Genomic DNA, 20,017 nt, shown 5'->3' on the forward strand with positions numbered 1-20,017 from the left:
ATAATCATACTGCGGAATGATGAAGTGTAGGACGGAATTTCCAGATTCAGGGCGGATTTTTGGGTGTAGGACGGAATGGAATAAGCGGGAGTTAGGTCGAATAAACGGAGATTAGGACGGATTAAGCGGAGTTAGGTCGAATAAACGGAGACTGGGACGGATTAAACGGAGTTAGGTCGAATAAACGGAGACTAGGACGGATTAAGCGGAGTTAGGTCGAATTATACGAAGTGTAGGACGAATTTTTCAATTATAGTAGGATTTCGTGTTCCCCTAGCACGGTTTGCCGCTGCTTTTTCCGGTTTCCGCATCACTGTGGACTGCGTTCATGGCTCCGGACTTGCATCAAATAACTTCAGGCACATCCTTGCACATAAAAAAGCGAGAGACACTCGGCCCCTCACTTTTGATGGTTTATAAAATGGTGATTCCTTTAATGACTACATCTTCGGCTGGCTTGTCTCCTGCCACGGTTTCCACGTCAGCAATCGCATCCACGACGTCCATGCCTTCGATGACTTGTCCAAAAACGGAATGCTTATGGTCAAGCCATGGTGTGCCGCCTTGTTCCATATAAGCACTGATGATTTCCTCAGGATAACCGGCTTGCTTCATTTGCCCGCCCATCCTGCTGTCCACGTGCTGGGCTTGTACGACGAAGAATTGGCTGCCGTTCGTTCCCGGTCCTGCATTTGCCATGGAAAGCGCTCCTCGCAAATTGAATAATTGCATCGAGAATTCGTCCTCGAATGGCGCTCCCCAAATGCTTTCTCCACCCATTCCAGTTCCTGTTGGATCTCCGCCTTGCAGCATGAAATCCTTGATGACACGGTGGAAAATGATCCCTTCGTAGTAACCGTTTTCAGCATGTGTCAAGAAATTTTCCACTGTCTTTGGAGCAAGCTCAGGGAATAGCTTGATTTTAATATCGCCAATCGTCGTTTGCATGATGACCGCTTTTTCATTTTCCAATACTTCACTTGTTAATTGCGGAAAGTTTGTCATTGTCATACCCTCTTTCTTTTTTATAAAATGGCCTCATCTTCATTTGTACACTTTACACGATTTTCATAAAAAAAGCATCTTTGCAAAATTGAACAAAATCGCTGTGAAAAATCGGTGTTCTTATGTATCATGAAGGAAGTTAAAGAAAGGTGGTAGGGAAATGTCAGAACAAGATTTTAAAATCGGCGATAAGGTTACCGCGATATATAAAACAGGAAAATACATCGGCGAAGTCACCGATATCCGGCCTGCTGCATATCTTGTTAAAGTGTTGGCTGTCATGAAGCATCCCATGCAGGGAGATCTTCATAACCCGAAGCAAACGGAAGTGTCCATGTTCCATCAACGGCGTGCCCTTGCATTCCGGGAGCAAACCAATGTGCCTAAGAATATGGTCAGGGTCTTTGATGGGGAAATTCCTGAGTATCGGGAATCCTTAAACGAGGCTGTTGCGAAAATGAAACAAACCTTAAGCGAAGACGATACGGAGTGGAATGAAAAAAGCTTGCGGCTCCTCGAAGATCTAGCGGTGGATTATTTCAAATAAAGCATGATAAAAGCCAAATCAGTAGTAGATGATTTGGCTTTTATAACGCTAAATGATTCAGCACCTTCGATAAATCAATGCGATCGCCAATCGTGGTCGGTTCATGATTTTGCATATAGCTCTTATCCTTCTCTACCAGCTTAAAGATATTGTATGTCGTGATTGCGTCATCCAGCGCCCTATGATGCTTGCCTGTCCCTTCTTTCCCATAGGCCTGTACAGCCTTCCAAAGGCCGGTTTGATTTTGATCCCCGAAAAAGCGTTTATACTCCAAACAAAGATCCGTCTGTTTTCCTGAAAACGGGAACTTCAACCCTGCTTTCTGACAGTTTTGGCGGAGCACCTTCATGTCCATATTCCCCCAAGTCACAATTGTCGTTGGATGCTGCTCATCTATCTTCCTCAATAAAGAAACCAGCTCTTCAAATGAAATCCCCCGGTCCACCTGGTCTTGGGTTATATTCAAGAATTTCTTGCACCTTCCCGTTAAGTCTGGAAATTTCAATGGGTTGACAAAAGAAGAAAATTGCTCCTGAATCGTCTCATTCATGACGGTGACGAAGCCGACCTCAATGATTTCCGGATAAAAGCCTACTGGATTCGCTTTCCCCTCCGGCATCGTAAATTCAAAATCTATGAATACATATTGCTGTTGTTCGTCCATTTTTATGACCCCCTTCTTAGTCCTGACGTTTATTTATGACCATATATTAGTTTTCTTTTCTCATGAGAATATTATAACAGAAGATTTAGAAAGTTCTTCTTCGAATTGCCCTCACCTTCAACACCCTTACCGGAGGGCAGTCCTAAATTCCCCAAAAGTCTTTATTGTCTTCCTTAATTGGATTATGATGGATGGATGAACCAAAAGTACCATTCCACTCCTTATTTTGTCCAAGAACATACTAAAAATATATTAGTTAGGAAGTTGAACTATGCGCACGTATCTTGGTTATATCACGATTTTCTTGTTAGTTCCTGTTCTGGCCTTATTCATCTTTCTTTCCTATCAAGAATGGTCATTGGCCCAATCTCCCTATCATGTGCTCGATGAGCGCATTCCCATTGATTCGATTGAATTGGCCCAGACAAGTTACATGACGGCCGCAAATGGAAAAGTGATCAGCGAGGTATCCGATGGCGGAAAAAGGACCTACCTAAAACTTGATGATATCCCTCTATTCCTGGAAAATCTGTTCATCGTTTCCGAAGATCAAAAATTCTATGAGCATGGCGGCGTCGACCTGTCGGGGATCAGCAGGGCACTTCTTATCAATTCCCAAAATGATGCGATCGAACAAGGCGGCAGCACCATCACCCAGCAACTGGCCCGGAATGTTTTCCTTACCCATGATCGGACTTATAACCGGAAACTCAGTGAACTCCTCTATGCCTATCAATTGGAGCGCAAGAAATCCAAACAGGAAATCATGGAGCTATATTTGAATGCCATCTATTTCAGTAATGGCGCCTATGGGATCGAAGCCGCTTCCCAGTTTTACTTCAGCAAACCGACTCGGGAGTTGTCCAAGGCTGAGCTGGCCTTCTTGGCCGCGATCCCTAATAATCCGGAACACTATAATCCCCTTCAACATTTTGATGCAACGAAAAAGCGACAAGAGAGGTTGCTGAAACAAATGGTAGCCGAAGGCGATTTGGAACAGATGGAGTATGATAGGCTTATCAAAAGTACGATTAGATTGAACTTGTCCACCTCGGTCGAGCTATATCCCGATTATGTGACGTATGTTCATCAGGAATTGAAAAATCTGGTGGCAACCTCTGAAGGTCTCTCGAAACCTCTGCAAAGTTCTGATGAGTCTGTCCGTCAAAAAGCGGAAGCCGAGCTTGCTAACAAAGTCGAAAAGCTTTTACATTCCGGTGTAACCATTCATACCGCACTCGATACGAAACTGCAAACCCAGTCCAAGACTGCCCTGCAATCGAAAATCGGTGTCAATGATATCGAGGGAGCGATAGTGGTTATACAGCATCATACGCACGAGCTTGTCTCTTTGATTGGGGGAAAAGATTATAAAAAAAATTCTTTCAATCGTTCATACCAAAGCTATAGGCAGCCGGGATCGGCCATCAAGCCCCTGCTTGACTATGCTCCCTACCTTGAGGAAACCGGGGCTGACATCAATCAGCTTGTAAGCGGAGCGAGCTATTGCAGCAATAGCTACTGCCCAAAGAACTATAGCGGTGATAGCTACGGGATGGTCACGTTAAGGACCGCCTTCGCTCAATCCTATAACACACCCGCCATCCGCCTTTTTGAAAAGACGGGTATAAAAAAGAGCTTTTCGTATCTCGACGCCTTCGATTTCAAAAGAATCACCATGAAGGATCACCATATCAGTTCGGCCATAGGCGGCTTCGAATACGGCATGAGTCCCCTCGAATTGACGAATGCCTATACCTCCTTCCAAGATGGCAACTACCAGCCAGCGCGCGCGATCATTAAAGTCACCGACAAACAAGGTAAAACCGTTTATAGCTGGAAGGATAAACCCAAGGAGGTATGGAGCAAAAACACCGTCAGCAAAATGAGGACGCTTCTCCATGAAGTAACCATGACCGGTACGGGCCGCAAAGCCTACTTCCCTGCGGAATATGTCGGCGGCAAAACCGGTACGACCAATGATGTAAAAGACATGTGGTTTGTCGGCCTGACCGCAAACTACACGACAGGCGTCTGGATCGGCAAGGACAAACCAGCCAACCTACAGGCCATTTATTCACGCTCACCGCATACACTGATATGGAAAGACATCAGCCAAACGGCCGAGCAATAAAAATAAGCTAACGAATATCAAGGTTGACTAACGACAAAAAGACTAAGAGCCAAATCCATCCGTACCGGGGGTTTGGCTTTTTAGCTGAAAAAAAGTGAATAGGAAGCCTGAGGAAGAATGCTTAAAGGGTTTTACGCTGAGCGGAATGCAACGGTCTTAGTACTGATTCTCCTGAACGCCGGGCATTCGGGGCTCCATCTTGTTTTAAGAAAAAAGAAGGTGCCTTCATTAGCACCTTCTCAGACTGTAGACAAACTCGATGAAAATCGAGTTTGTCTATTTTTATGGCCTGTACAATTTAGACGTTGATTTCCACTCCAGGCACTCGCTTTCCGCGGGCGGTCGGGGAGCCTCCTCGGCTTTGCCTGCGGGGTCTCCCCTAGACGCGCTTTTCCCGCAGGAGTCTCGTACCTTCCGTTCCAATCAACTTTGTCTTACCTTTTAGATAGAACACTTTTGACTGGAGTCATTTTTGTTTTAAAATTGAAGGATTAAAACTTGAGGTGATGAGGATGCTTTCTAAACATGATTCTATTCAGCGAGATCAACTTGAAATGATTACTTTAGATCAACTGGTGCCACCGAACCATTTGGTTCGTAAAATGGAGGCTGCCATTGACTTCACTTTCATTTATGACTTGGTGAAAGATATGTACTCAGAGGTAGGACGCCCAAGTATTGATCCAGTTATTTTAGTTAAACTGACTTTCATTCAATATACCTTCGGTATTCGTTCCATGCGTAAAACGATTGAAGAAGTTGAAACCAATATGGCTTACCGTTGGTTCTTAGGCTATGGTTTCCATGATAAAGTACCTCATTTCTCTACGTTCGGAAAAAATTATGAGCGACGCTTTAAAGATACAGACCTGTTTGAACAGATTTTCTGTCGCATTTTAATGACAGCTGCTAATAAAAAGTTAATAAGTGTAGAACACGTTTTCGTGGATTCCACCCATGTGAAAGCCAGTGCGAATAAACGGAAATTTGAAAAGAAAATCGTTCGTAAAGAAACACGAGCGTATCAAGGACGTCTTCAAGAAGAAATCAATCAAGATCGTGAAAACCATGGAAAGAAGCCTTTTCCACCAGATAAATTTGATAAGGAAGAAACCAAAGCAATTAAAGAAAGTACTACGGATCCTGAGAGTGGCTACTATGTGAAAGATGAACGAACAAAACAGTTTGCCTATTCATTCCATGCTGCCGCAGATGCCGCTTATAAAACACCAGCGATTACAAGCTACCTATTTAACAAAGAAATCACACCTGCTTTACCCTATACACGTCCTCGTACAAAAGAAGGATTCTTTCGCAAACATGACTATGTTTACGATGAACACTTTGATTGTTACCTTTGCCCTTCGGGAGAAACTTTAAAGTACTCAACAACAAATAAAGAGGGCTATCGCGAGTACAAATCGCCCAAACAAATTTGTGCAACATGCTCATTTTTATCACGGTGTACGGAAAGCAAAGACCATCAAAAAGTAGTGACACGGCATATCTGGCAAGCATATGTGGAAGAAGCAGATCATCTGCGTCATCATCAAGAGGTAAAACCTATATATGCGAAACGCAAAGAAACGATTGAGCGTGTATTCGCAGATGCAAAAGAAAAGCATGGTATGCGTTGGACTACTTTAAGGGGACTTAAAAAGCAGGCGATGCTTACTTTCGCTGCCATGAATGTAAAGAAGATGGCCACTTGGACATGGCAAGGTCCTAAAATGGCTTAACATAGTGGCTCGAAGAGCCCAAATCTCGTAACCTTTGGTCAAAATTTCAAAGGAATTTCAAAAGGGGTTCGGAATTTTTTAATTCCGAACCCCTTTTGTCTACAAACTGAGAAGGTGCCTTCATTGGCACCTTCTTTTTTTATGGTTAGATGGGCAGGCTTGCAATCACGCTGTTGTAAAGCTTCAAGCCGGCAAAGGAGACGATGGAAATCAAGGCCGTCCAAACGAAGATCGGAAAGAAAACCAGTCCGACCAACCTCGCCAAATTCAGGTTCGGGCTCAATTTATTGACGAAATAAATCAAGGCCACGATATTCGTTGCGATGAAGATCACTCCTAGCCCAATGATGTATTGAACACTGAACAAGGAACACGCAGCGCCAATGACATATATGACCGAGCCCCTTCTTACACTGTTCAAGGCTTTCCCTTCCGAATCCTTGGAAAAGAATAACAAAGATAGCTCCATTACAGTGTCAGAGATCAATTTCAAGGCGGCAAAAACCATGAAAAATAGGAGAAGCAATACGATCAGCAGCGCCAGCTTTATGCCCGTTTCAGAAAAAAACTCCAGCATCCCTTGGTAGATGCCCAAATTCCCGAATAACTTGAGCATTTGCATTTCCCCATAAATGGAAAAGGATAGGCTGAATAATAGGATTGATATGATCGGAAAGTAGCTTAGTAAATAGGTGTTTTTCATGTTTTCTCCATCCATGCTTCTTTTATCCTATATTATGCAAGATAAACCACGATTTCACAATGGATACTATACGAATTCCCCGCAAATAAACGTTTGAAATAAATATTTTCAGAGCGGTGGAGGCTCCTTTTCTACCTATATATAAATCTTCATTTTAGTGGACCTTCCGTGTTCCTAAAGCCATGCAAACCCCCAAAAATTGCGTTATACTTTTAATCGTGACATGTAATTAATAAAAAAAAATGGCATCAGCAACGAAGATTTGCTGGCGTCTAGTATTGCGTAAATAAAAGCATAATAAGACGAAAGACTTCGTAAAAAGGGGGGGAAGTTTATGTCATTGCTTCATCTGGCGGTATTATCACCGTTTTTATTAGCTCTTATTGTTCCACTCTTATACAAACTATTTCGACACATACATACAGGATGGTTTGTACTCATATTACCCATTCTCCTTTTCACCTATTTTTCAAGGTTCATCCCCTTGACCAAACAGGGCGATGTCATGACGGAAAGGGCTGCATGGATCCCTTCTCTCGGTATCCATGTTGATTTCTATGTTGATGGACTAGGGCTTCTGTTCGCCTTGCTCATTACCGGAATAGGTTCACTCGTCGTTCTTTACTCCGTTTTCTATTTATCGAAGGAGAAGGAAAGGCTGAATCAGTTTTACGTCTTTCTTTTGCTCTTCATGGGGGCGATGCTCGGTGTGGTCCTTTCGGATAACCTGATTGTCCTTTATACATTTTGGGAATTCACCAGTCTCTCCTCGTTTTTATTGATTGGATATTGGAATGAACGGGAGCGTTCACGTTACGGGGCACAGAAATCCCTGCTGATTACCGTCCTTGGAGGACTAAGCCTGCTTGGGGGGATCATTCTCCTTTCCATCATGGGCAACACCTTCAGCATACGTGAATTGATAGCACAAAGTGGGCAGCTGATGGATCACTCGCTCTTCACTCCGGCACTATTGCTCGTCCTGCTTGGGGCATTCACTAAATCGGCCCAATTTCCCTTCCATATCTGGCTTCCTGATGCGATGGAGGCTCCGACGCCCGTCAGTGCCTATCTTCATTCGGCAACGATGGTCAAGGCCGGGATTTATATAGTGGCCCGATTAAGCCCTGTTTTTGCAGAATCCGGGTTATGGCTCTGGCTCGTTTCGATTACCGGATTGATCACCCTTTTCTGGGGCTCGTGCTCGGCAATCAAGCAGACCGATTTAAAAGGCATCCTCGCCTTTTCCACCATCAGTCAGCTTGGATTGATCATGTCGTTGCTGGGTCTGGGCGCGGCAGCACTCCATTATGATTCAATGGGGGGAAATATTTACTTGGCAGCCACGGTTGCAGCTGTATTCCATTTGATTAATCACGCGACCTTCAAGGGCAGCCTTTTCATGGTTGCAGGCATCATTGACCATGAAACCGGGACCCGTGATATCAAAAAGCTTGGCGGATTGATGCAGGTGATGCCGATCACCTTCACCGTCGCCATCATCGGCGCCTTTTCAATGGCAGGCCTTCCGCCATTCAACGGTTTCTTAAGTAAGGAAATGTTCTTGGCCAGCATGGTGAATGTATTGGAGCTGGATATCTTCAATATGGACACATGGGGAGTTCTGTTCCCTGTTATAGCCTGGATTGCGAGTGTGTTCACTTTTATCTATAGCATGATTGTCGTGCTCAAACCCTTTACAGGCAACCTTCAGGCAAACCTATTGGATAGGAAGCCACATGAGGCACCGATCGGGATGCTGGTTTCTCCCATCATCCTTGCCTTGCTGGTCATCGTTTTCGGCATTTTCCCAAACCTGCTTGCTACTTCGATCATCAAGCCTGCAGTAGCTGGCATACAGCCTAGCTTGGCAACCGAAGATTTCCATGTCCATATTGCTTTCTGGCATGGGTTCACACCTGAAGTATGGATGACGATCGGCATCATCGCATTGGGAATTCTTTTATACAAAACGCTTCCGAAGTGGCAGAGGATCACTCAGGTGGTTCCAGAACGTTTATCCTTGAATTCTTTGTATGATAACGGATTAAAGGGCCTTGAACGTTCGTCCTCCTCCGTGATGAAATTATTAATGACAGGTTCATTGCGGACCTATCTGCTATCCATATTCCTATTTTTCATTCTTTCATTGGGCTTTACGATTTATTGGAAGGATGCCTTTACATTGGATACAGGACATTTTGCCCCGATCGGTTTTTACGAGCTGCTACTAGCGGGCGTCATCGTCGTCGCGGCGATTGCGATTTTGTTTGCCAAGTCACGTTTAACCTCGATCATCATCTTGGGAGCAGTCGGTTATGCGATTTCCCTGTTTTTCGTCTTGCTGCGGGCTCCGGATTTAGCACTGACCCAGCTAGTCATTGAAACGATATCCGTATCGCTGTTCTTGCTTTGCTTCTTCCACCTGCCATTGATGGCCAGCAGAAAGGAAGAACGGATGACATTCAGGTTGAATAACGCCTTGATATCCATTGGTGTAGGCGTCATCGTGACGTTGATCGCCTTATCGGCACACAGCAATAAACTATTTGATTCCATCTCAAGCTATTACCTTGAAAACGCGTATAAAGAGGCCGGCGGGAAAAACGTCGTAAATGTCATTCTCGTCGACTTCCGCGGACTTGATACGATGTTTGAAATCACGGTCCTTTCCATCGCCGCGCTCGGGATCTTCGCGATGATCAAATTGCGTCTGACAAGGGGGAAAGCTAAATCATGAAGCAAAACGACCTGATTCTTCAAACGGTTACGAAGGTCGCCGCCTTCGTCATCCTCCTTTTTGCGGTGGCCATCTTCCTGGGCGGTCATTATTCGCCAGGCGGCGGGTTTGTCGGAGGCTTGATGACTTCGGCTGCCATTGTGCTGCTGCTGCTCGCCTTCGATTTAAAGACCGTCACCGCGATCCTGCCGATCGATTATAAGTTGATGATCGGTGCAGGCTTGCTCATTTCAAGCCTGACGGTTGCAGGCGGGCTGTTGTTCGGCGTACCGCTCATGACCCATGCCTACCGTTATGTCGATTTGCCCCTCCTTGGGCATATCTCACTTCATACCGCCGTGCTTTTTGATCTCGGTGTTTATCTTGTGGTTGTTGGTGTCACGATGACCATTATTCAAACGATAGGGGAGAGTGAATAATGGAACTATTAATGGCCATTGTCATTGGAATTTTATTCATGTGCGCGACGTACTTAATGCTTTCAAAAAGCATGATCAGAATCATAATCGGTACCGGGCTGCTCAGTCACGGCGCCCATCTGTTGATTTTGACGATGGGCGGTCTAAAAGCCGGCTCCGTCCCGTTACTGAGTGAAGAAGCTGCTGTCTATGCCGATCCGCTTCCGCAAGCACTCATCTTAACGGCAATCGTCATCAGTTTCGGTGTGACGTCCTTCCTGCTGGTACTGGCTTACCGTTCCTATCAGGAGCTCGGAACGGATGATATGGAAGAAATGAGAGGTACAAAAACGAATGAGTAACTTAACCTTCCTGCCTGTTTTATGGCCGCTTTTCACAGGCATCTTTCTCATTTTCATTGCAAAAAAAATCAAGCTCCAACGATGGGTTTCACTTTTTTCGTCACTTATTGGCATCGTAATATCCAGCTTTCTTGTATTCTCGGTACATTCCCAGGGTATCTTGACCTTGGGTGTCGGCAGCTGGGAGGCGCCTTTCGGGATCGTGATTGTCGCAGACATGCTTGCCTCACTGCTTGTCCTGACTACGAATATCATCGGGCTGGCCATCTTGCTTTATTCGTTCCACTCGATAGGGGAGGAACGTGAAGCACACTATTATTATCCCGTTTTTCAATTTTTATTGATTGGCGTGAATGGGGCCTTCCTTACGGGGGACCTTTTCAATCTATTTGTCTTCTTCGAAGTGATGCTGATGGCTTCTTATGTGCTGCTGGTACTCGGCGGGACGAAAATCCAGCTGAGGGAATCGTTGAAGTATATCATTGTCAACGTGCTCTCCTCGTCCTTTTTCGTCATCATGGTCGCGTATCTCTACTCTGTACTGGGCACATTGAATATGGCGCAGATCAGCCAAAGGATAGCAGAGGTCAATCAGCCTGCGATCCTCTCGGTGATAGCCATCGGTTTCTTGATCGTTTTCGGCTTGAAAGGCGCCATTTTCCCGCTCTTCCAGTGGCTGCCTGGGTCTTATCATGCTCCGCCGATTCCCGTGATGGCACTATTCGGAGCCTTGCTCACCAAGGTCGGGATATACTCGATTTTCCGCACCTATACGCTGATGTTTTATCATGATCAAGGCTTCACCCATACCTTCCTGGCGTGGCTTTCCATCTTGACCATCCTCATCGGCGTCATCGGGGCGCTCGCCTATTGGGATGTAAAGAAAATCATCATTTACAACATCATCATCGCTGTCGGTGTCATCGTTTTCGGCATCTCCGTGATGAACGAACAGGCATTATCAGGCTCGATTTTATATATCATCCATGACATGCTGATCAAGGCTTCACTCTTCCTGCTGATCGGCATCATGATCAAACTCACCGGCTCGGCTGATTTAAGGAAAATGGGGGGCTTGATCAAGCAGTATCCCACCCTTGCCTGGACCTTTTTCATAGCTGCCATATCCTTGGCTGGGATCCCGCCATTCAGCGGCTTTGCCGGCAAGCTTCTTATTCTCCTGGGAGCTGGAAAATCAGGCGACTACCTTGGAATGGCCATTGTCCTGCTATCAAGCTTGATGGTCCTGTATTCCGTGATGAAAATCTTCATCTACGGCTTCTGGGGAACACCGAGGGCTGATTATCGCCCGGCAGCCGTTCCGGTTAATAAGATGCTTATTCCGGCCGTAATCCTCGTTGCCATTTCCGTCTTATACGGAGTTGGAACGGAAGCGATATACCCTTTCATTTCTCAAGCAGTCGAAACATTATTGAATCCGGATATTTATATCAAAGCGGTTTTAAAGGAGTAGTGCCTGATGTCATTCCAAATTTTACTGAATCTGGTCCTTGCGGTTACTTGGATGTTTTTAAAAAATGAGTTTGATGGGAGCACCTTTATCATCGGATATGCATTGGGGCTTTGCATCATGTTCGTCTTCCGCCATTTTTTCAAGGACCGCTTCTACCTGAACCGGGTGAACGCCGTCATCCGCTTGCTGCTCATATTCGCAAAGGAACTCGTCTCTTCCAACATTAGCGTCCTCAAGGTCGTTTTAAAGCCGAAGCTGGATATGCGGCCTGGCATATTCGCCTTCGAAACCGTGCTGACGAAGGATTGGGAAATAACGATCCTCGCGAATTTAATTACCCTGACACCAGGGACGCTAGTCGTCGAAGTTTCGGAGGATAATCGGATTCTTTATATCCATGCGATGGATATTGCCGACAAGGCTGAGGCTGTGGACAGTATTAAACATACATTCGAAAAGGCGATCATGGAGGTGAGCAAATCATGTTCGATTTAGTGCTGAAAATAGCCTTGCTCGGTGCATCCCTTTCCATGGCTGGGTTCCTCTACCGTTTAATCATAGGGCCATCCGTACCGGATCGGGTCATCGCACTCGATGCAATGGGAATCAATCTGATCGCAATCGTGGCGCTTGCCTCCATTGTCATGGACACTAGCGCCTATCTGGAAGCCATTCTGCTGCTCGGAGTCCTCTCCTTCATCGGAACGGTCGCTTTTGCCAAATTCCTCGAGAAAGGAGAGATCATTGAAGATGACCGTAATCGTTGAAATCCTTTCCGGCCTATTCCTTTTAATGGGTGTCTTCCTCTTTCTAGTATCCGCTTTCGGCATCATCCGCTTGCCTGATGTCTATACAAGGAATCACGCTGCTTCAAAAAGCTCGACGCTTGGAATCATGTTCATCCTGATTGGCACGTTGTTATACTTTTATCATCAACATGGCCATGTCGATTTCCGGATCGTGCTCGCCATCATCTTTATCTTCATGACCAGTCCCGTCGCTGGACATTTGATCAACCGCTCCGCTTACCATACAGGTGTTAAAATGTGGGATCAAAGTGTCCAGGACGATTTGAAGAAGAACCGGTGATTTCCTTATCAAGTGAAGAAAGGCTGCCCTGGGTACAGGAGCAGCCTTTCTGATTTTTATAATTGAAACGCAAGCTTAATCCATTAAAAACACTTGATCGCCCAATCTGATTTCACCTGTCCGCAAGACGGAAGCATAGACGCCAAAATGATTGTTCCTTTCCTTGACGACGGTTTTTAACAGGGAAGGATCTTTATGGGAATCTCCAGGGTCGACCGTTATGATCATGCAGCGTTCGCAATGCCTTTTGATTTCCAGTTCGACGTCATTGCCAATGATAATCCGCTTTCCGAACCAACTTTCTTCCAGAAAGGGCGTTTTGTTCACTAAAGACAGCACTACATTATGCCTGAATCTTCTGCCATCCACTTCATTTCCCCAAAGCTTCGTCAATTCAGCTATGGAAGCATCACTCACAAGCAATATATTTTCTTCCTCGATGGCCCCGAACGGAATATGCGAAGGAGGATACACAACGGCTTCTGCCTCCCGCATCAGCAACAGGTCCATTTCCTCCAGGAAGGCTTTCTCCCCCCATGTCAGTATGTTTCCGTCCGGTGCCTTCACTTTCAATTCAGGATAAGCCTTCAACGTTTCCTCACCTGAAAAGAAAGCTTGATAGCGAACCATTTCAGGAACCTGGGTTATCGTGATGAATTTCCCCTGCTTGTCCTTAAAGGCATGACTGCGATCTCCATATAACCCATAATCCATCACCTTCGTTGCCTGTACCTGTTCACCAGCGAATGATTTAACCGGATGCCGGGTGATTTCTTGTATAGAGCCAACAAGCATAAAAAAACTCCTTTGCAACCATTTGTATACCATTCAATCAGCCGCCCGGGGATCAGCCCGGAGCGTTCACCATGCTAAGCTGTTTTTTCTCCGTCACTTTGGTAAGTCAATGATGGCTAACGTACAGCGGGAAATGCAGATCAGATGATCCTCTTCGTCCCGGATCTTCACGTCCCATACCATCGTAGTCCTCCCGCGATGGATGATATTCCCTTCCGCGGTAACAAACCCAGAGCGAACTCCCCTTACATGATTGGCATTGATTTCAAGTCCGACCACAGCCTGTTTCGTCTGATCCACAAGCTGCATTCCCCCGGCACTTGCAACGGATTCGGCAAGTGCAACAGATGCTCCCCCGTGCAATAAACCATAAGGCTGCCTCGTTCGTTCATCCACCGGCATCGTGGCTATGATTTTCCCATCCCCGTATTCTTTCATTTCGATTCCAAGCGTGCCTATCAACGAGTTATCCATATTGATTTCCATTCCAATCCCCCCACCTTTTTATTTCCTTCAGGTAAATCATAACATTTAGAGACAAAAAAATGAATCACGGTTCATAATACGGCATCTAAAAAGGATGACCCGAATCGATCAAGTCATCCTCATCCGTTCATTTGGAGATCAGTTCCTTTAATTCGGACCAGCTTGCAAGTCTCGGTATATCCAATTCCCTGTTATAGGAATTGTCGATCGCATACACCTTCGTTGGAATATCCAATAAGGTTTCGAGGACAGCCGGTTTATCATCGAAATAATAATCAAGCTCAAGCTGATTGATCGTATCGATTTTTTCATGATCCTTCATGCCGCAGAAAAAATGGTCATCCTTAACCGGAAAGCCGTTTTCGATCATCCATTTTTTCGTCCGTTCACCATGCTCCGGCTTTCTGGCAGTGATGTAATAAATCTCATGCCCTGCCAATTCAAGCTCCTGGAGCGTTTCCACTGCGCCCTCGAAAGCGGGACACGATGAATAATACACTTCCTCGACAAGACTATTCCACATCTTGCCGCCCGCCTCTTTATCAAGCCCGAATGCTTCATGGATTTCTATCGTCTTTAACGCTTTGAATACCGCCAGTTCCACGTTTTTATTCAGCTTTTCATTATAAAGATGGAACGCGAATTCCCTCAAATTAATCAGGGTATCATCAATATCGAACCCAAATTTCATATCATTCACTCCTATTCAAACATAAGCGGCAAACTGTGATGCGAAGGATATCTCCTTGTCCACTTGAATGGCTTGCAATCTTTCAATTTCGGACTTTCTTTCCGGCTCGGCGGCTTTTAGCCCAAGGAATTCAGCATCCTCATCCAAGATGCATTCCCGGATAAGATCGGCCAATAAATCGGCATCTTTCATGGCGCAATTCAACCCGAAAGCGCCTGTAGGCGTCATCGTATGGGCCGCGTCGCCCATTAAAGCAACTCCATCCTTCGTCCACGTTTCGCAATAGCTGCTGTGAACGTCCAATAATATGAAGTCCTGCCAGGAGCGGATATTTTCCCGCGCACTTTCGATCAATTCAGGAAAGGCCAGCAACAATTTTTCGATGAAGGGCTCAAAAGGCTGTTTTCGCAGCTGGGGAAAGGAGTCGTGCTCTATATTCCAGCCAATTTGGATCGACCCCCCCGTTTGAGTGAAGAGGGCGACTTGGGAGTCATTGACCAGAGCCATCTTGATTGAGGGCTGCCATCCCTTAGGGGCCGGGATTTTTGCCCACAACAGATCGTAGCCATGATTTTTAATCACGGCTTTTATCCCCGCTTTTTTCCGGACCGTGGAAAACCTGCCGTCCGCCCCGATGATCAATGGACTTTCGACGATCATGTCCTTTCCCTCTTTTCGGACCTTGACACCCGTAAACCGGCCCCGGTCATTCTGAATCAAGTCCGTAACCCGGCTATTGAGCATCAATTGAAAGGTATCCAGCTTTTTCGCTTCTTCCAATATCGCTGTAAGCAAATGATTTTGAGGTACATGTATCCCAACATGATCTACCGGCCATTCAGGAAAAATCCGTTTAAATAAGCGGCCACCTTGCCAATATTCGATTCGGTCCATCCTTAGCAAGCCGAGCCTTTCCACAGTCTCGAATAAACCATGCTTTTTAAGGATGTCCTCTCCTTCCTCGTTCAGGAACTCCCCCCTGAACTCCCTTGACACGTCAGAATGCCTTTCAAGCAGGACGACCGATATGCCCCGCTTGGCCAAAAGATAGGCTAACAGTGCTCCTCCAGGACCAGACCCCACTATGCATACATCAGTTTTAACCACCATCATTCTTCACCTGTTGTCCATTATAATTTCGGATAAGCGGTGATGCGGATGTCTTCTCCAAACATGTCCACACTAGAGAAGGCTACATCCAGCGCTTCATCCATCGTATCTATATTCACTCCCGTAAACGGCGTCAGCGAGTTTCTCCCACCCAATAGTTTAGGAGCAACGTAAATCAAGAATTTATCGATGAGCCCTGCCCTTAGGAAAGAGGCATTGACTTCACTTCCGCCCTCTAGCAAAACATCCGTAATGCCCTTTTTATACAATTCTTCCATCAGCGCGCCCAAATCAAGACCGCCCTCATTTTTTTTGACAAAAATGAATTCGATCCCTTTTTCGCTCAGAAAGGCGATTTTTTCCTTAGGTGCATGTTCCTGCGTTACGATTATCGTTTTGGCTTCCGAGGCGTCAACAACATTAGCATCCAAAGGAACACGAAGTTCACTGTCCAAAATGATCCGGATCGGATTTTTGCCTCCGCCTTCGGGAAGTCTGGTCGTCAATGATGGATCATCGGCCAGTACAGTCCCGATTCCGACGAGGATGGCATCCACCTCATTACGCAGCACATGTACGGAATGACGGGATTCTTCTCCAGTTATCCATTTCGAATGCCCTGTATGTGTCGCAAGTTTTCCATCGAGCGTCATCGCAAGCTTCGAGATGATGAATGGACGATTCTTCGTCATATTGTGGATAAATCGTTCATTCAGTCTTTGCGCTTCTTTTTCCAAAACGCCAACTTCCACTTCAATGCCTGCATCCTTCAGGATCGCTATCCCTCTTCCTGCAACTTCCGGGTTTGGATCTTGCGTAGCCACGACAACCCGATGGACGCCCGATTCCTTGACTAAATTTGCACAAGGAGGAGTCTTTCCATAATGGGAGCACGGCTCTAGCGTTACGTATAGGGTTGCACCTTCTGCATACTCACCAGCCATTTTGAACGCATGGACTTCTGCATGCGGCTCACCCGCCTTCCGATGGATTCCTGTACCGGCAATCACGCCGTCCTTGACGATGACTGCCCCGACCACTGGATTCGGATTCGTCTTTCCTTTGGCACTGGCTGCTAGATCTAGTGCCAGCTTCATGTAATATTGATCATCATTCATACGTTAAGCTCTCCTTATACGATAAAAGTTGGCTTCTGCAGGGGAATATGTCCAGACTTCTTAACCTTTGTGTCCAAATAGAAGCTATTATCTTCCGTTAGCCCGCCCCAAAGCGGTATATGATCCTTTGCCGCGAGACCATGCTTCATCAGGGCATCCAGTTTCTTCGGGTTATTCGTAATTAATGTCACCGGATTCTCGCGCAATTCCCGTAATACGCGTATTGCCCCTTCGTAGGAACGAGTATCGTCTTCAAACCCTAATGCCTGGTTCGCCTCGACCGTGTCATAGCCTTCCTGCTGCAGTAAATAAGCAAGGGACTTGGAGAATAGGCCGATTCCTCTTCCTTCATGGTCAGCAAGGTAAAAAATCGCGCCGCAGCCATGCTCGGCAATCATCTTCATCGATTGGTGGAGCTGATAGCCGCAATCACATCGTTTACTGCCAAAAATATCACCTGTATGGCAGATGCTATGCATCCGGACGAGTGCATTTTCGGACTCTTTAAAATCACCATATACCAATACGGAGGACTGTTGTCCAAAAGCCAGGTTTGCATCCGAAAGCGATTCAAGCACCGCTTCCTTGTCATGATTCGCACCATCCAGCTCAAGCCATGTATACCATTGGAAAACGGCGGAGAAATCGCCTTGTTCCACAGGGAGCTTAACGGGCCCCACTAAGCATATATCCGCTTTTCCAGGGGTTTTCAGGATCGTCATTTTATCTATTAGAATGCTTTTTGTTTGCTCGTTTATTTTCATGATAACATCACCTATTTTTTAATTTATAGTGTGCATACTCCTTACTTTAGGTAAGTAAGTATATTACTATCCACTATACCTGTCAATGAAGCGGTTTACAAATAATAGTGTGTCTTTCGCTATAATTCCCTGGATTGGGTTTCAGGAAAGGGCTGTCGTCGAGCCGCTATCATATCGCAAGGCGTTCTTACATAGTTTAACGTATAAAGAAAACAGGTCTAAAGAAAGCCTGAAGGAAAGGAAGGAATCTTAATGGAAAATCACCCTTATTTCCCCTTCGGCCTGCATCCCCCTCATATGTATGACGGGCTGGCTGGAAGCATCCGTCCCTACTCGGCTACCAATCCCGATTTGTTGGTTAAATCGGCAAAGGCCTCGCAGTCCTTATTGATCGATGTGCAAAAAGTCATGAACACTTTAGCGACATCCAAGCCTTTCGCAAACGGATTGATGACCGCTGCCCAATCATCGGAAAAAAGCCTCGTGACGGAAATGATCCGGAAGATCGGCATTAAAAACGAACCTGATATCATGTATAACCCAGATGGGATCCGTTTTGATTTCCATCCGAAAGCCGGGGAGGTTAATTGCCATATCATCATCAGTCTAAAATGGAGGGATATATGACAAAAAACCGAAGCCTATGCTTGGCTTCGGTTTTTTTTGTTCATTTCGCTTCAAAGGTTTCAACCAATAAGGCAAGCGTCCGAGCCATGACACCCGTCGCTCCTGCGGTGCATAATGCCGAGCTGCTGGAGGTTGTCGATGTCCCGGCAATATCCAGGTGGACCCACGGGGTCGCTTCAGCAAATTCACCGATGAAAGCCCCGCCCATGATGGCATGCCCGGCCCCGCCAGGTGAATTGTTCAAATCTGCTATCTTACTATTGCGTACGCGCTCCTTGTCCTTTTCGGTAATGGGCAGCCGCCACATAGGCTCGCCGGCCTCCTCGGAAGCTTTTTGGACTTGCTCGTAGAATTCAACGTCATTGGTCATGGCACCAGTCATATCCATGCCCAGCGCCGTTATGACACCGCCCGTTAACGTTGCTACGTCAATCAGGTATTCTGCACCATGATGTTTAGCGTAGGTCATGGCATCTGCCAAGACGAGCCGTCCTTCAGCATCGGTATTCAATACCTCGATCGTTTTTCCGCTCATGGCAGTGATCACATCATCCGGCTTGAAGGCTTCGCCGCTGATCATATTATCAGTGGAAGGAATGACGGCAACTACATTTTGGTCCGGCCCCAATTCACCGATAATTTCCATTGCCCCCAATACGGCTGCAGCCCCCCCCATATCCGTCTTCATTCCGACGATGCCTGCCTTCGTTTTCAAGGAATATCCGCCAGTATCGAATGTGATGCCTTTACCTACCAAACCGATAACATCTTTCCATTCCTCTTTTCCTTGATACTTCAACACGATCATTTTCGGTGGTTCGACCGAGCCCTGATTGACGGCAAGGAGGGCACCCATTCCCAACTTGAGCATATCTTCCTTCTCAAGAATCTCCACTTCAAAGCCATAACGTTCACCCAAAGCGGCTGAATAGTCAGCCAAATCCGTGGAAGTCAGCAAATTCCCAGGTGTATTGACCAATGTCCTCGCCGAATTGGTGGCCCTGCCGAAAATTCTGCCTACATGAAGCGCCGCCCCTATCTCACCACTATCGGCATCACTATAAACCGTAATTGCTTCGATGCTTTTTTCGACCTGGTTCGATTTTTGCTTGTAGCCTTCAAACTTATAGGAAGCAAGTTCGAACGCCTCGGAGCAAGCATGCGCAGCGTCCAGGGCATCCAGGTTTTCAGTCGTGAATGTATCCAAGGCGATCGACAGCGTCGTCAGCTTGGATTCCGCAATCGTTTTACGCGCTTTCCCCAATGCTTCGCGGAGCGTTTCGAAAGTAAGCTCTCTTTCCTTCCCCAGGCCTACAAATACCAATCGCTTTACACCTAACTTGCCTAATGTATGTATTTTAACCACTGATTTTTTCTTGGAAGAGATTTCTCCAGCTTTCACTAACTCTGTTAGCTGCCCGCCCAATTGCTCATCGGCTTCCTCCCCTATGCCAGTGAACTTGATCGGTCTGTCAAACACACCCAGGACCAAGCATTCGTCGATCAAATCTATATTCAAGGAATCTTTAACTGTGAACATATGCCATCTCCTCCATTCGATTACCTTCATT

Annotated in this window: 21 protein-coding genes; 11 read left to right on the plus strand and 10 right to left on the minus strand. The window is 46.1% G+C overall.

The window, feature by feature from the left end; genetic code table 11:
* Nucleotides 1-414 precede the first annotated feature (414 nt).
* Nucleotides 415-1,011, minus strand: a complete 597-nt coding sequence (locus tag MHI53_RS22725; RefSeq protein WP_061143881.1) for a peptidylprolyl isomerase — start codon at nt 1,009-1,011, stop codon at nt 415-417.
* 154 nt (nt 1,012-1,165) lie between these two features.
* On the opposite strand from MHI53_RS22725, the gene MHI53_RS22730 reads away from it, so the two are divergent.
* Nucleotides 1,166-1,552 (plus strand): kinase-associated lipoprotein B, encoded by a 387-nt coding sequence (locus tag MHI53_RS22730; protein WP_061143880.1) that lies wholly within the window; start codon nt 1,166-1,168, stop codon nt 1,550-1,552.
* 40 nt (nt 1,553-1,592) lie between these two features.
* Here MHI53_RS22730 and kapD read toward each other — a convergent pair whose 3' ends face one another.
* Complete coding sequence (gene kapD, locus MHI53_RS22735) at nt 1,593-2,216, minus strand: 3'-5' exonuclease KapD (protein WP_061143879.1); 624 nt, start codon at nt 2,214-2,216, stop codon at nt 1,593-1,595.
* 271 nt (nt 2,217-2,487) lie between these two features.
* On the opposite strand from kapD, the gene MHI53_RS22740 reads away from it, so the two are divergent.
* Both MHI53_RS22740 and MHI53_RS22745 read left to right on the plus strand, forming a co-directional pair.
* A complete protein-coding gene (locus MHI53_RS22740; protein WP_061143878.1) occupies nt 2,488-4,350 on the plus strand; it encodes a transglycosylase domain-containing protein in 1,863 nt (620 codons plus the stop codon).
* A gap of 512 nt (nt 4,351-4,862) precedes the next feature.
* On the plus strand, nt 4,863-6,089 hold the full coding sequence (locus MHI53_RS22745) for an IS1182 family transposase (protein ID WP_340372358.1): 1,227 nt from the start codon (nt 4,863-4,865) through the stop codon (nt 6,087-6,089).
* A gap of 145 nt (nt 6,090-6,234) precedes the next feature.
* Here the strand turns inward: MHI53_RS22745 and MHI53_RS22750 are convergent, their stop codons facing one another.
* Nucleotides 6,235-6,792 (minus strand): DUF5366 family protein, encoded by a 558-nt coding sequence (locus tag MHI53_RS22750; protein ID WP_061142521.1) that lies wholly within the window; start codon nt 6,790-6,792, stop codon nt 6,235-6,237.
* A 334-nt stretch (nt 6,793-7,126) separates the two neighbouring features.
* Between MHI53_RS22750 and MHI53_RS22755 the strand changes: the two genes are divergently transcribed.
* The 7 genes from MHI53_RS22755 to mnhG are packed head-to-tail and all read left to right on the plus strand — an operon-like array spanning nt 7,127 to nt 12,855.
* Complete coding sequence (locus MHI53_RS22755) at nt 7,127-9,532, plus strand: Na+/H+ antiporter subunit A (protein WP_340372359.1); 2,406 nt, start codon at nt 7,127-7,129, stop codon at nt 9,530-9,532.
* Entirely contained in the window at nt 9,529-9,951 is a 423-nt protein-coding gene (locus MHI53_RS22760; protein ID WP_061142459.1) for a Na(+)/H(+) antiporter subunit B, read from the plus strand. Before MHI53_RS22755 ends, MHI53_RS22760 begins: the two co-directional genes overlap by 4 nt.
* On the plus strand, nt 9,951-10,292 hold the full coding sequence (locus tag MHI53_RS22765; RefSeq protein WP_061142458.1) for a Na(+)/H(+) antiporter subunit C: 342 nt from the start codon (nt 9,951-9,953) through the stop codon (nt 10,290-10,292). Before MHI53_RS22760 ends, MHI53_RS22765 begins: the two co-directional genes overlap by 1 nt.
* Nucleotides 10,285-11,766 (plus strand): Na+/H+ antiporter subunit D, encoded by a 1,482-nt coding sequence (locus MHI53_RS22770; protein WP_340372360.1) that lies wholly within the window; start codon nt 10,285-10,287, stop codon nt 11,764-11,766. The genes MHI53_RS22765 and MHI53_RS22770 overlap by 8 nt, the downstream gene beginning before the upstream one ends.
* A gap of 6 nt (nt 11,767-11,772) precedes the next feature.
* Entirely contained in the window at nt 11,773-12,261 is a 489-nt protein-coding gene (locus MHI53_RS22775; protein WP_340372361.1) for a Na+/H+ antiporter subunit E, read from the plus strand.
* Nucleotides 12,249-12,533, plus strand: coding sequence for a Na(+)/H(+) antiporter subunit F1 (locus MHI53_RS22780; RefSeq protein ID WP_061142455.1), 285 nt, complete (start codon nt 12,249-12,251; stop codon nt 12,531-12,533). Before MHI53_RS22775 ends, MHI53_RS22780 begins: the two co-directional genes overlap by 13 nt.
* Complete coding sequence (gene mnhG / locus MHI53_RS22785) at nt 12,517-12,855, plus strand: monovalent cation/H(+) antiporter subunit G (protein WP_061142454.1); 339 nt, start codon at nt 12,517-12,519, stop codon at nt 12,853-12,855. The genes MHI53_RS22780 and mnhG overlap by 17 nt, the downstream gene beginning before the upstream one ends.
* A 75-nt stretch (nt 12,856-12,930) precedes the next feature.
* On the opposite strand, the gene MHI53_RS22790 is transcribed toward mnhG, so the two are convergent.
* From MHI53_RS22790 to MHI53_RS22815, 6 genes are all read right to left on the minus strand, one after another.
* Nucleotides 12,931-13,650, minus strand: coding sequence for an MOSC N-terminal beta barrel domain-containing protein (locus tag MHI53_RS22790; protein ID WP_340372362.1), 720 nt, complete (start codon nt 13,648-13,650; stop codon nt 12,931-12,933).
* 93 nt (nt 13,651-13,743) lie between these two features.
* Nucleotides 13,744-14,136: a hotdog fold thioesterase gene (locus MHI53_RS22795; protein ID WP_061142452.1), complete on the minus strand. Its 393-nt coding sequence runs from the start codon at nt 14,134-14,136 to the stop codon at nt 13,744-13,746.
* Between the two features lie 127 nt (nt 14,137-14,263).
* Complete coding sequence (locus MHI53_RS22800) at nt 14,264-14,827, minus strand: HAD family acid phosphatase (RefSeq protein WP_340372363.1); 564 nt, start codon at nt 14,825-14,827, stop codon at nt 14,264-14,266.
* A 15-nt stretch (nt 14,828-14,842) separates the two neighbouring features.
* Entirely contained in the window at nt 14,843-15,937 is a 1,095-nt protein-coding gene (locus MHI53_RS22805) for an FAD-dependent monooxygenase (protein ID WP_340372364.1), read from the minus strand.
* 20 nt (nt 15,938-15,957) lie between these two features.
* Entirely contained in the window at nt 15,958-17,055 is a 1,098-nt protein-coding gene (gene ribD / locus MHI53_RS22810) for a bifunctional diaminohydroxyphosphoribosylaminopyrimidine deaminase/5-amino-6-(5-phosphoribosylamino)uracil reductase RibD (protein ID WP_061142449.1), read from the minus strand.
* 14 nt (nt 17,056-17,069) lie between these two features.
* Nucleotides 17,070-17,819, minus strand: coding sequence for a GTP cyclohydrolase II (locus MHI53_RS22815; protein ID WP_061142448.1), 750 nt, complete (start codon nt 17,817-17,819; stop codon nt 17,070-17,072).
* A 252-nt stretch (nt 17,820-18,071) separates the two neighbouring features.
* On the opposite strand from MHI53_RS22815, the gene MHI53_RS22820 reads away from it, so the two are divergent.
* Nucleotides 18,072-18,446 carry a hypothetical protein gene (locus MHI53_RS22820; protein ID WP_100532832.1) on the plus strand — a complete coding sequence of 125 codons (375 nt, stop codon included), beginning with the start codon at nt 18,072-18,074 and terminating at the stop codon, nt 18,444-18,446.
* 40 nt (nt 18,447-18,486) lie between these two features.
* Here the strand turns inward: MHI53_RS22820 and MHI53_RS22825 are convergent, their stop codons facing one another.
* Nucleotides 18,487-19,986, minus strand: a complete 1,500-nt coding sequence (locus tag MHI53_RS22825) for a leucyl aminopeptidase (protein WP_340372365.1) — start codon at nt 19,984-19,986, stop codon at nt 18,487-18,489.
* Between the last annotated feature and the right edge of the window lie 31 nt (nt 19,987-20,017).

It is taken from the genome of Peribacillus sp. FSL E2-0218, from assembly GCF_037992945.1.
GTDB lineage: Bacteria > Bacillota > Bacilli > Bacillales > DSM-1321 > Peribacillus > Peribacillus simplex_B.

Bases quoted from the DNA above. Each gene is read 5' to 3' on its own strand.
- MHI53_RS22725 (WP_061143881.1), bottom strand. From the start codon at position 1,011: ATGACAATGACAAACTTTCCGCAATTAACAAGTGAAGTATTGGAAAAT.
- MHI53_RS22730 (WP_061143880.1), top strand. From the start codon at position 1,166: ATGTCAGAACAAGATTTTAAAATCGGCGATAAGGTTACCGCGATATAT.
- kapD (WP_061143879.1), bottom strand. From the start codon at position 2,216: ATGGACGAACAACAGCAATATGTATTCATAGATTTTGAATTTACGATG.
- MHI53_RS22740 (WP_061143878.1), top strand. From the start codon at position 2,488: ATGCGCACGTATCTTGGTTATATCACGATTTTCTTGTTAGTTCCTGTT.
- MHI53_RS22745 (WP_340372358.1), top strand. From the start codon at position 4,863: ATGCTTTCTAAACATGATTCTATTCAGCGAGATCAACTTGAAATGATT.
- MHI53_RS22750 (WP_061142521.1), bottom strand. From the start codon at position 6,792: ATGAAAAACACCTATTTACTAAGCTACTTTCCGATCATATCAATCCTA.
- MHI53_RS22755 (WP_340372359.1), top strand. From the start codon at position 7,127: ATGTCATTGCTTCATCTGGCGGTATTATCACCGTTTTTATTAGCTCTT.
- MHI53_RS22760 (WP_061142459.1), top strand. From the start codon at position 9,529: ATGAAGCAAAACGACCTGATTCTTCAAACGGTTACGAAGGTCGCCGCC.
- MHI53_RS22765 (WP_061142458.1), top strand. From the start codon at position 9,951: ATGGAACTATTAATGGCCATTGTCATTGGAATTTTATTCATGTGCGCG.
- MHI53_RS22770 (WP_340372360.1), top strand. From the start codon at position 10,285: ATGAGTAACTTAACCTTCCTGCCTGTTTTATGGCCGCTTTTCACAGGC.
- MHI53_RS22775 (WP_340372361.1), top strand. From the start codon at position 11,773: ATGTCATTCCAAATTTTACTGAATCTGGTCCTTGCGGTTACTTGGATG.
- MHI53_RS22780 (WP_061142455.1), top strand. From the start codon at position 12,249: ATGTTCGATTTAGTGCTGAAAATAGCCTTGCTCGGTGCATCCCTTTCC.
- mnhG (WP_061142454.1), top strand. From the start codon at position 12,517: ATGACCGTAATCGTTGAAATCCTTTCCGGCCTATTCCTTTTAATGGGT.
- MHI53_RS22790 (WP_340372362.1), bottom strand. From the start codon at position 13,650: ATGCTTGTTGGCTCTATACAAGAAATCACCCGGCATCCGGTTAAATCA.
- MHI53_RS22795 (WP_061142452.1), bottom strand. From the start codon at position 14,136: ATGGAAATCAATATGGATAACTCGTTGATAGGCACGCTTGGAATCGAA.
- MHI53_RS22800 (WP_340372363.1), bottom strand. From the start codon at position 14,827: ATGAAATTTGGGTTCGATATTGATGATACCCTGATTAATTTGAGGGAA.
- MHI53_RS22805 (WP_340372364.1), bottom strand. From the start codon at position 15,937: ATGGTGGTTAAAACTGATGTATGCATAGTGGGGTCTGGTCCTGGAGGA.
- ribD (WP_061142449.1), bottom strand. From the start codon at position 17,055: ATGAATGATGATCAATATTACATGAAGCTGGCACTAGATCTAGCAGCC.
- MHI53_RS22815 (WP_061142448.1), bottom strand. From the start codon at position 17,819: ATGAAAATAAACGAGCAAACAAAAAGCATTCTAATAGATAAAATGACG.
- MHI53_RS22820 (WP_100532832.1), top strand. From the start codon at position 18,072: ATGGAAAATCACCCTTATTTCCCCTTCGGCCTGCATCCCCCTCATATG.
- MHI53_RS22825 (WP_340372365.1), bottom strand. From the start codon at position 19,986: ATGTTCACAGTTAAAGATTCCTTGAATATAGATTTGATCGACGAATGC.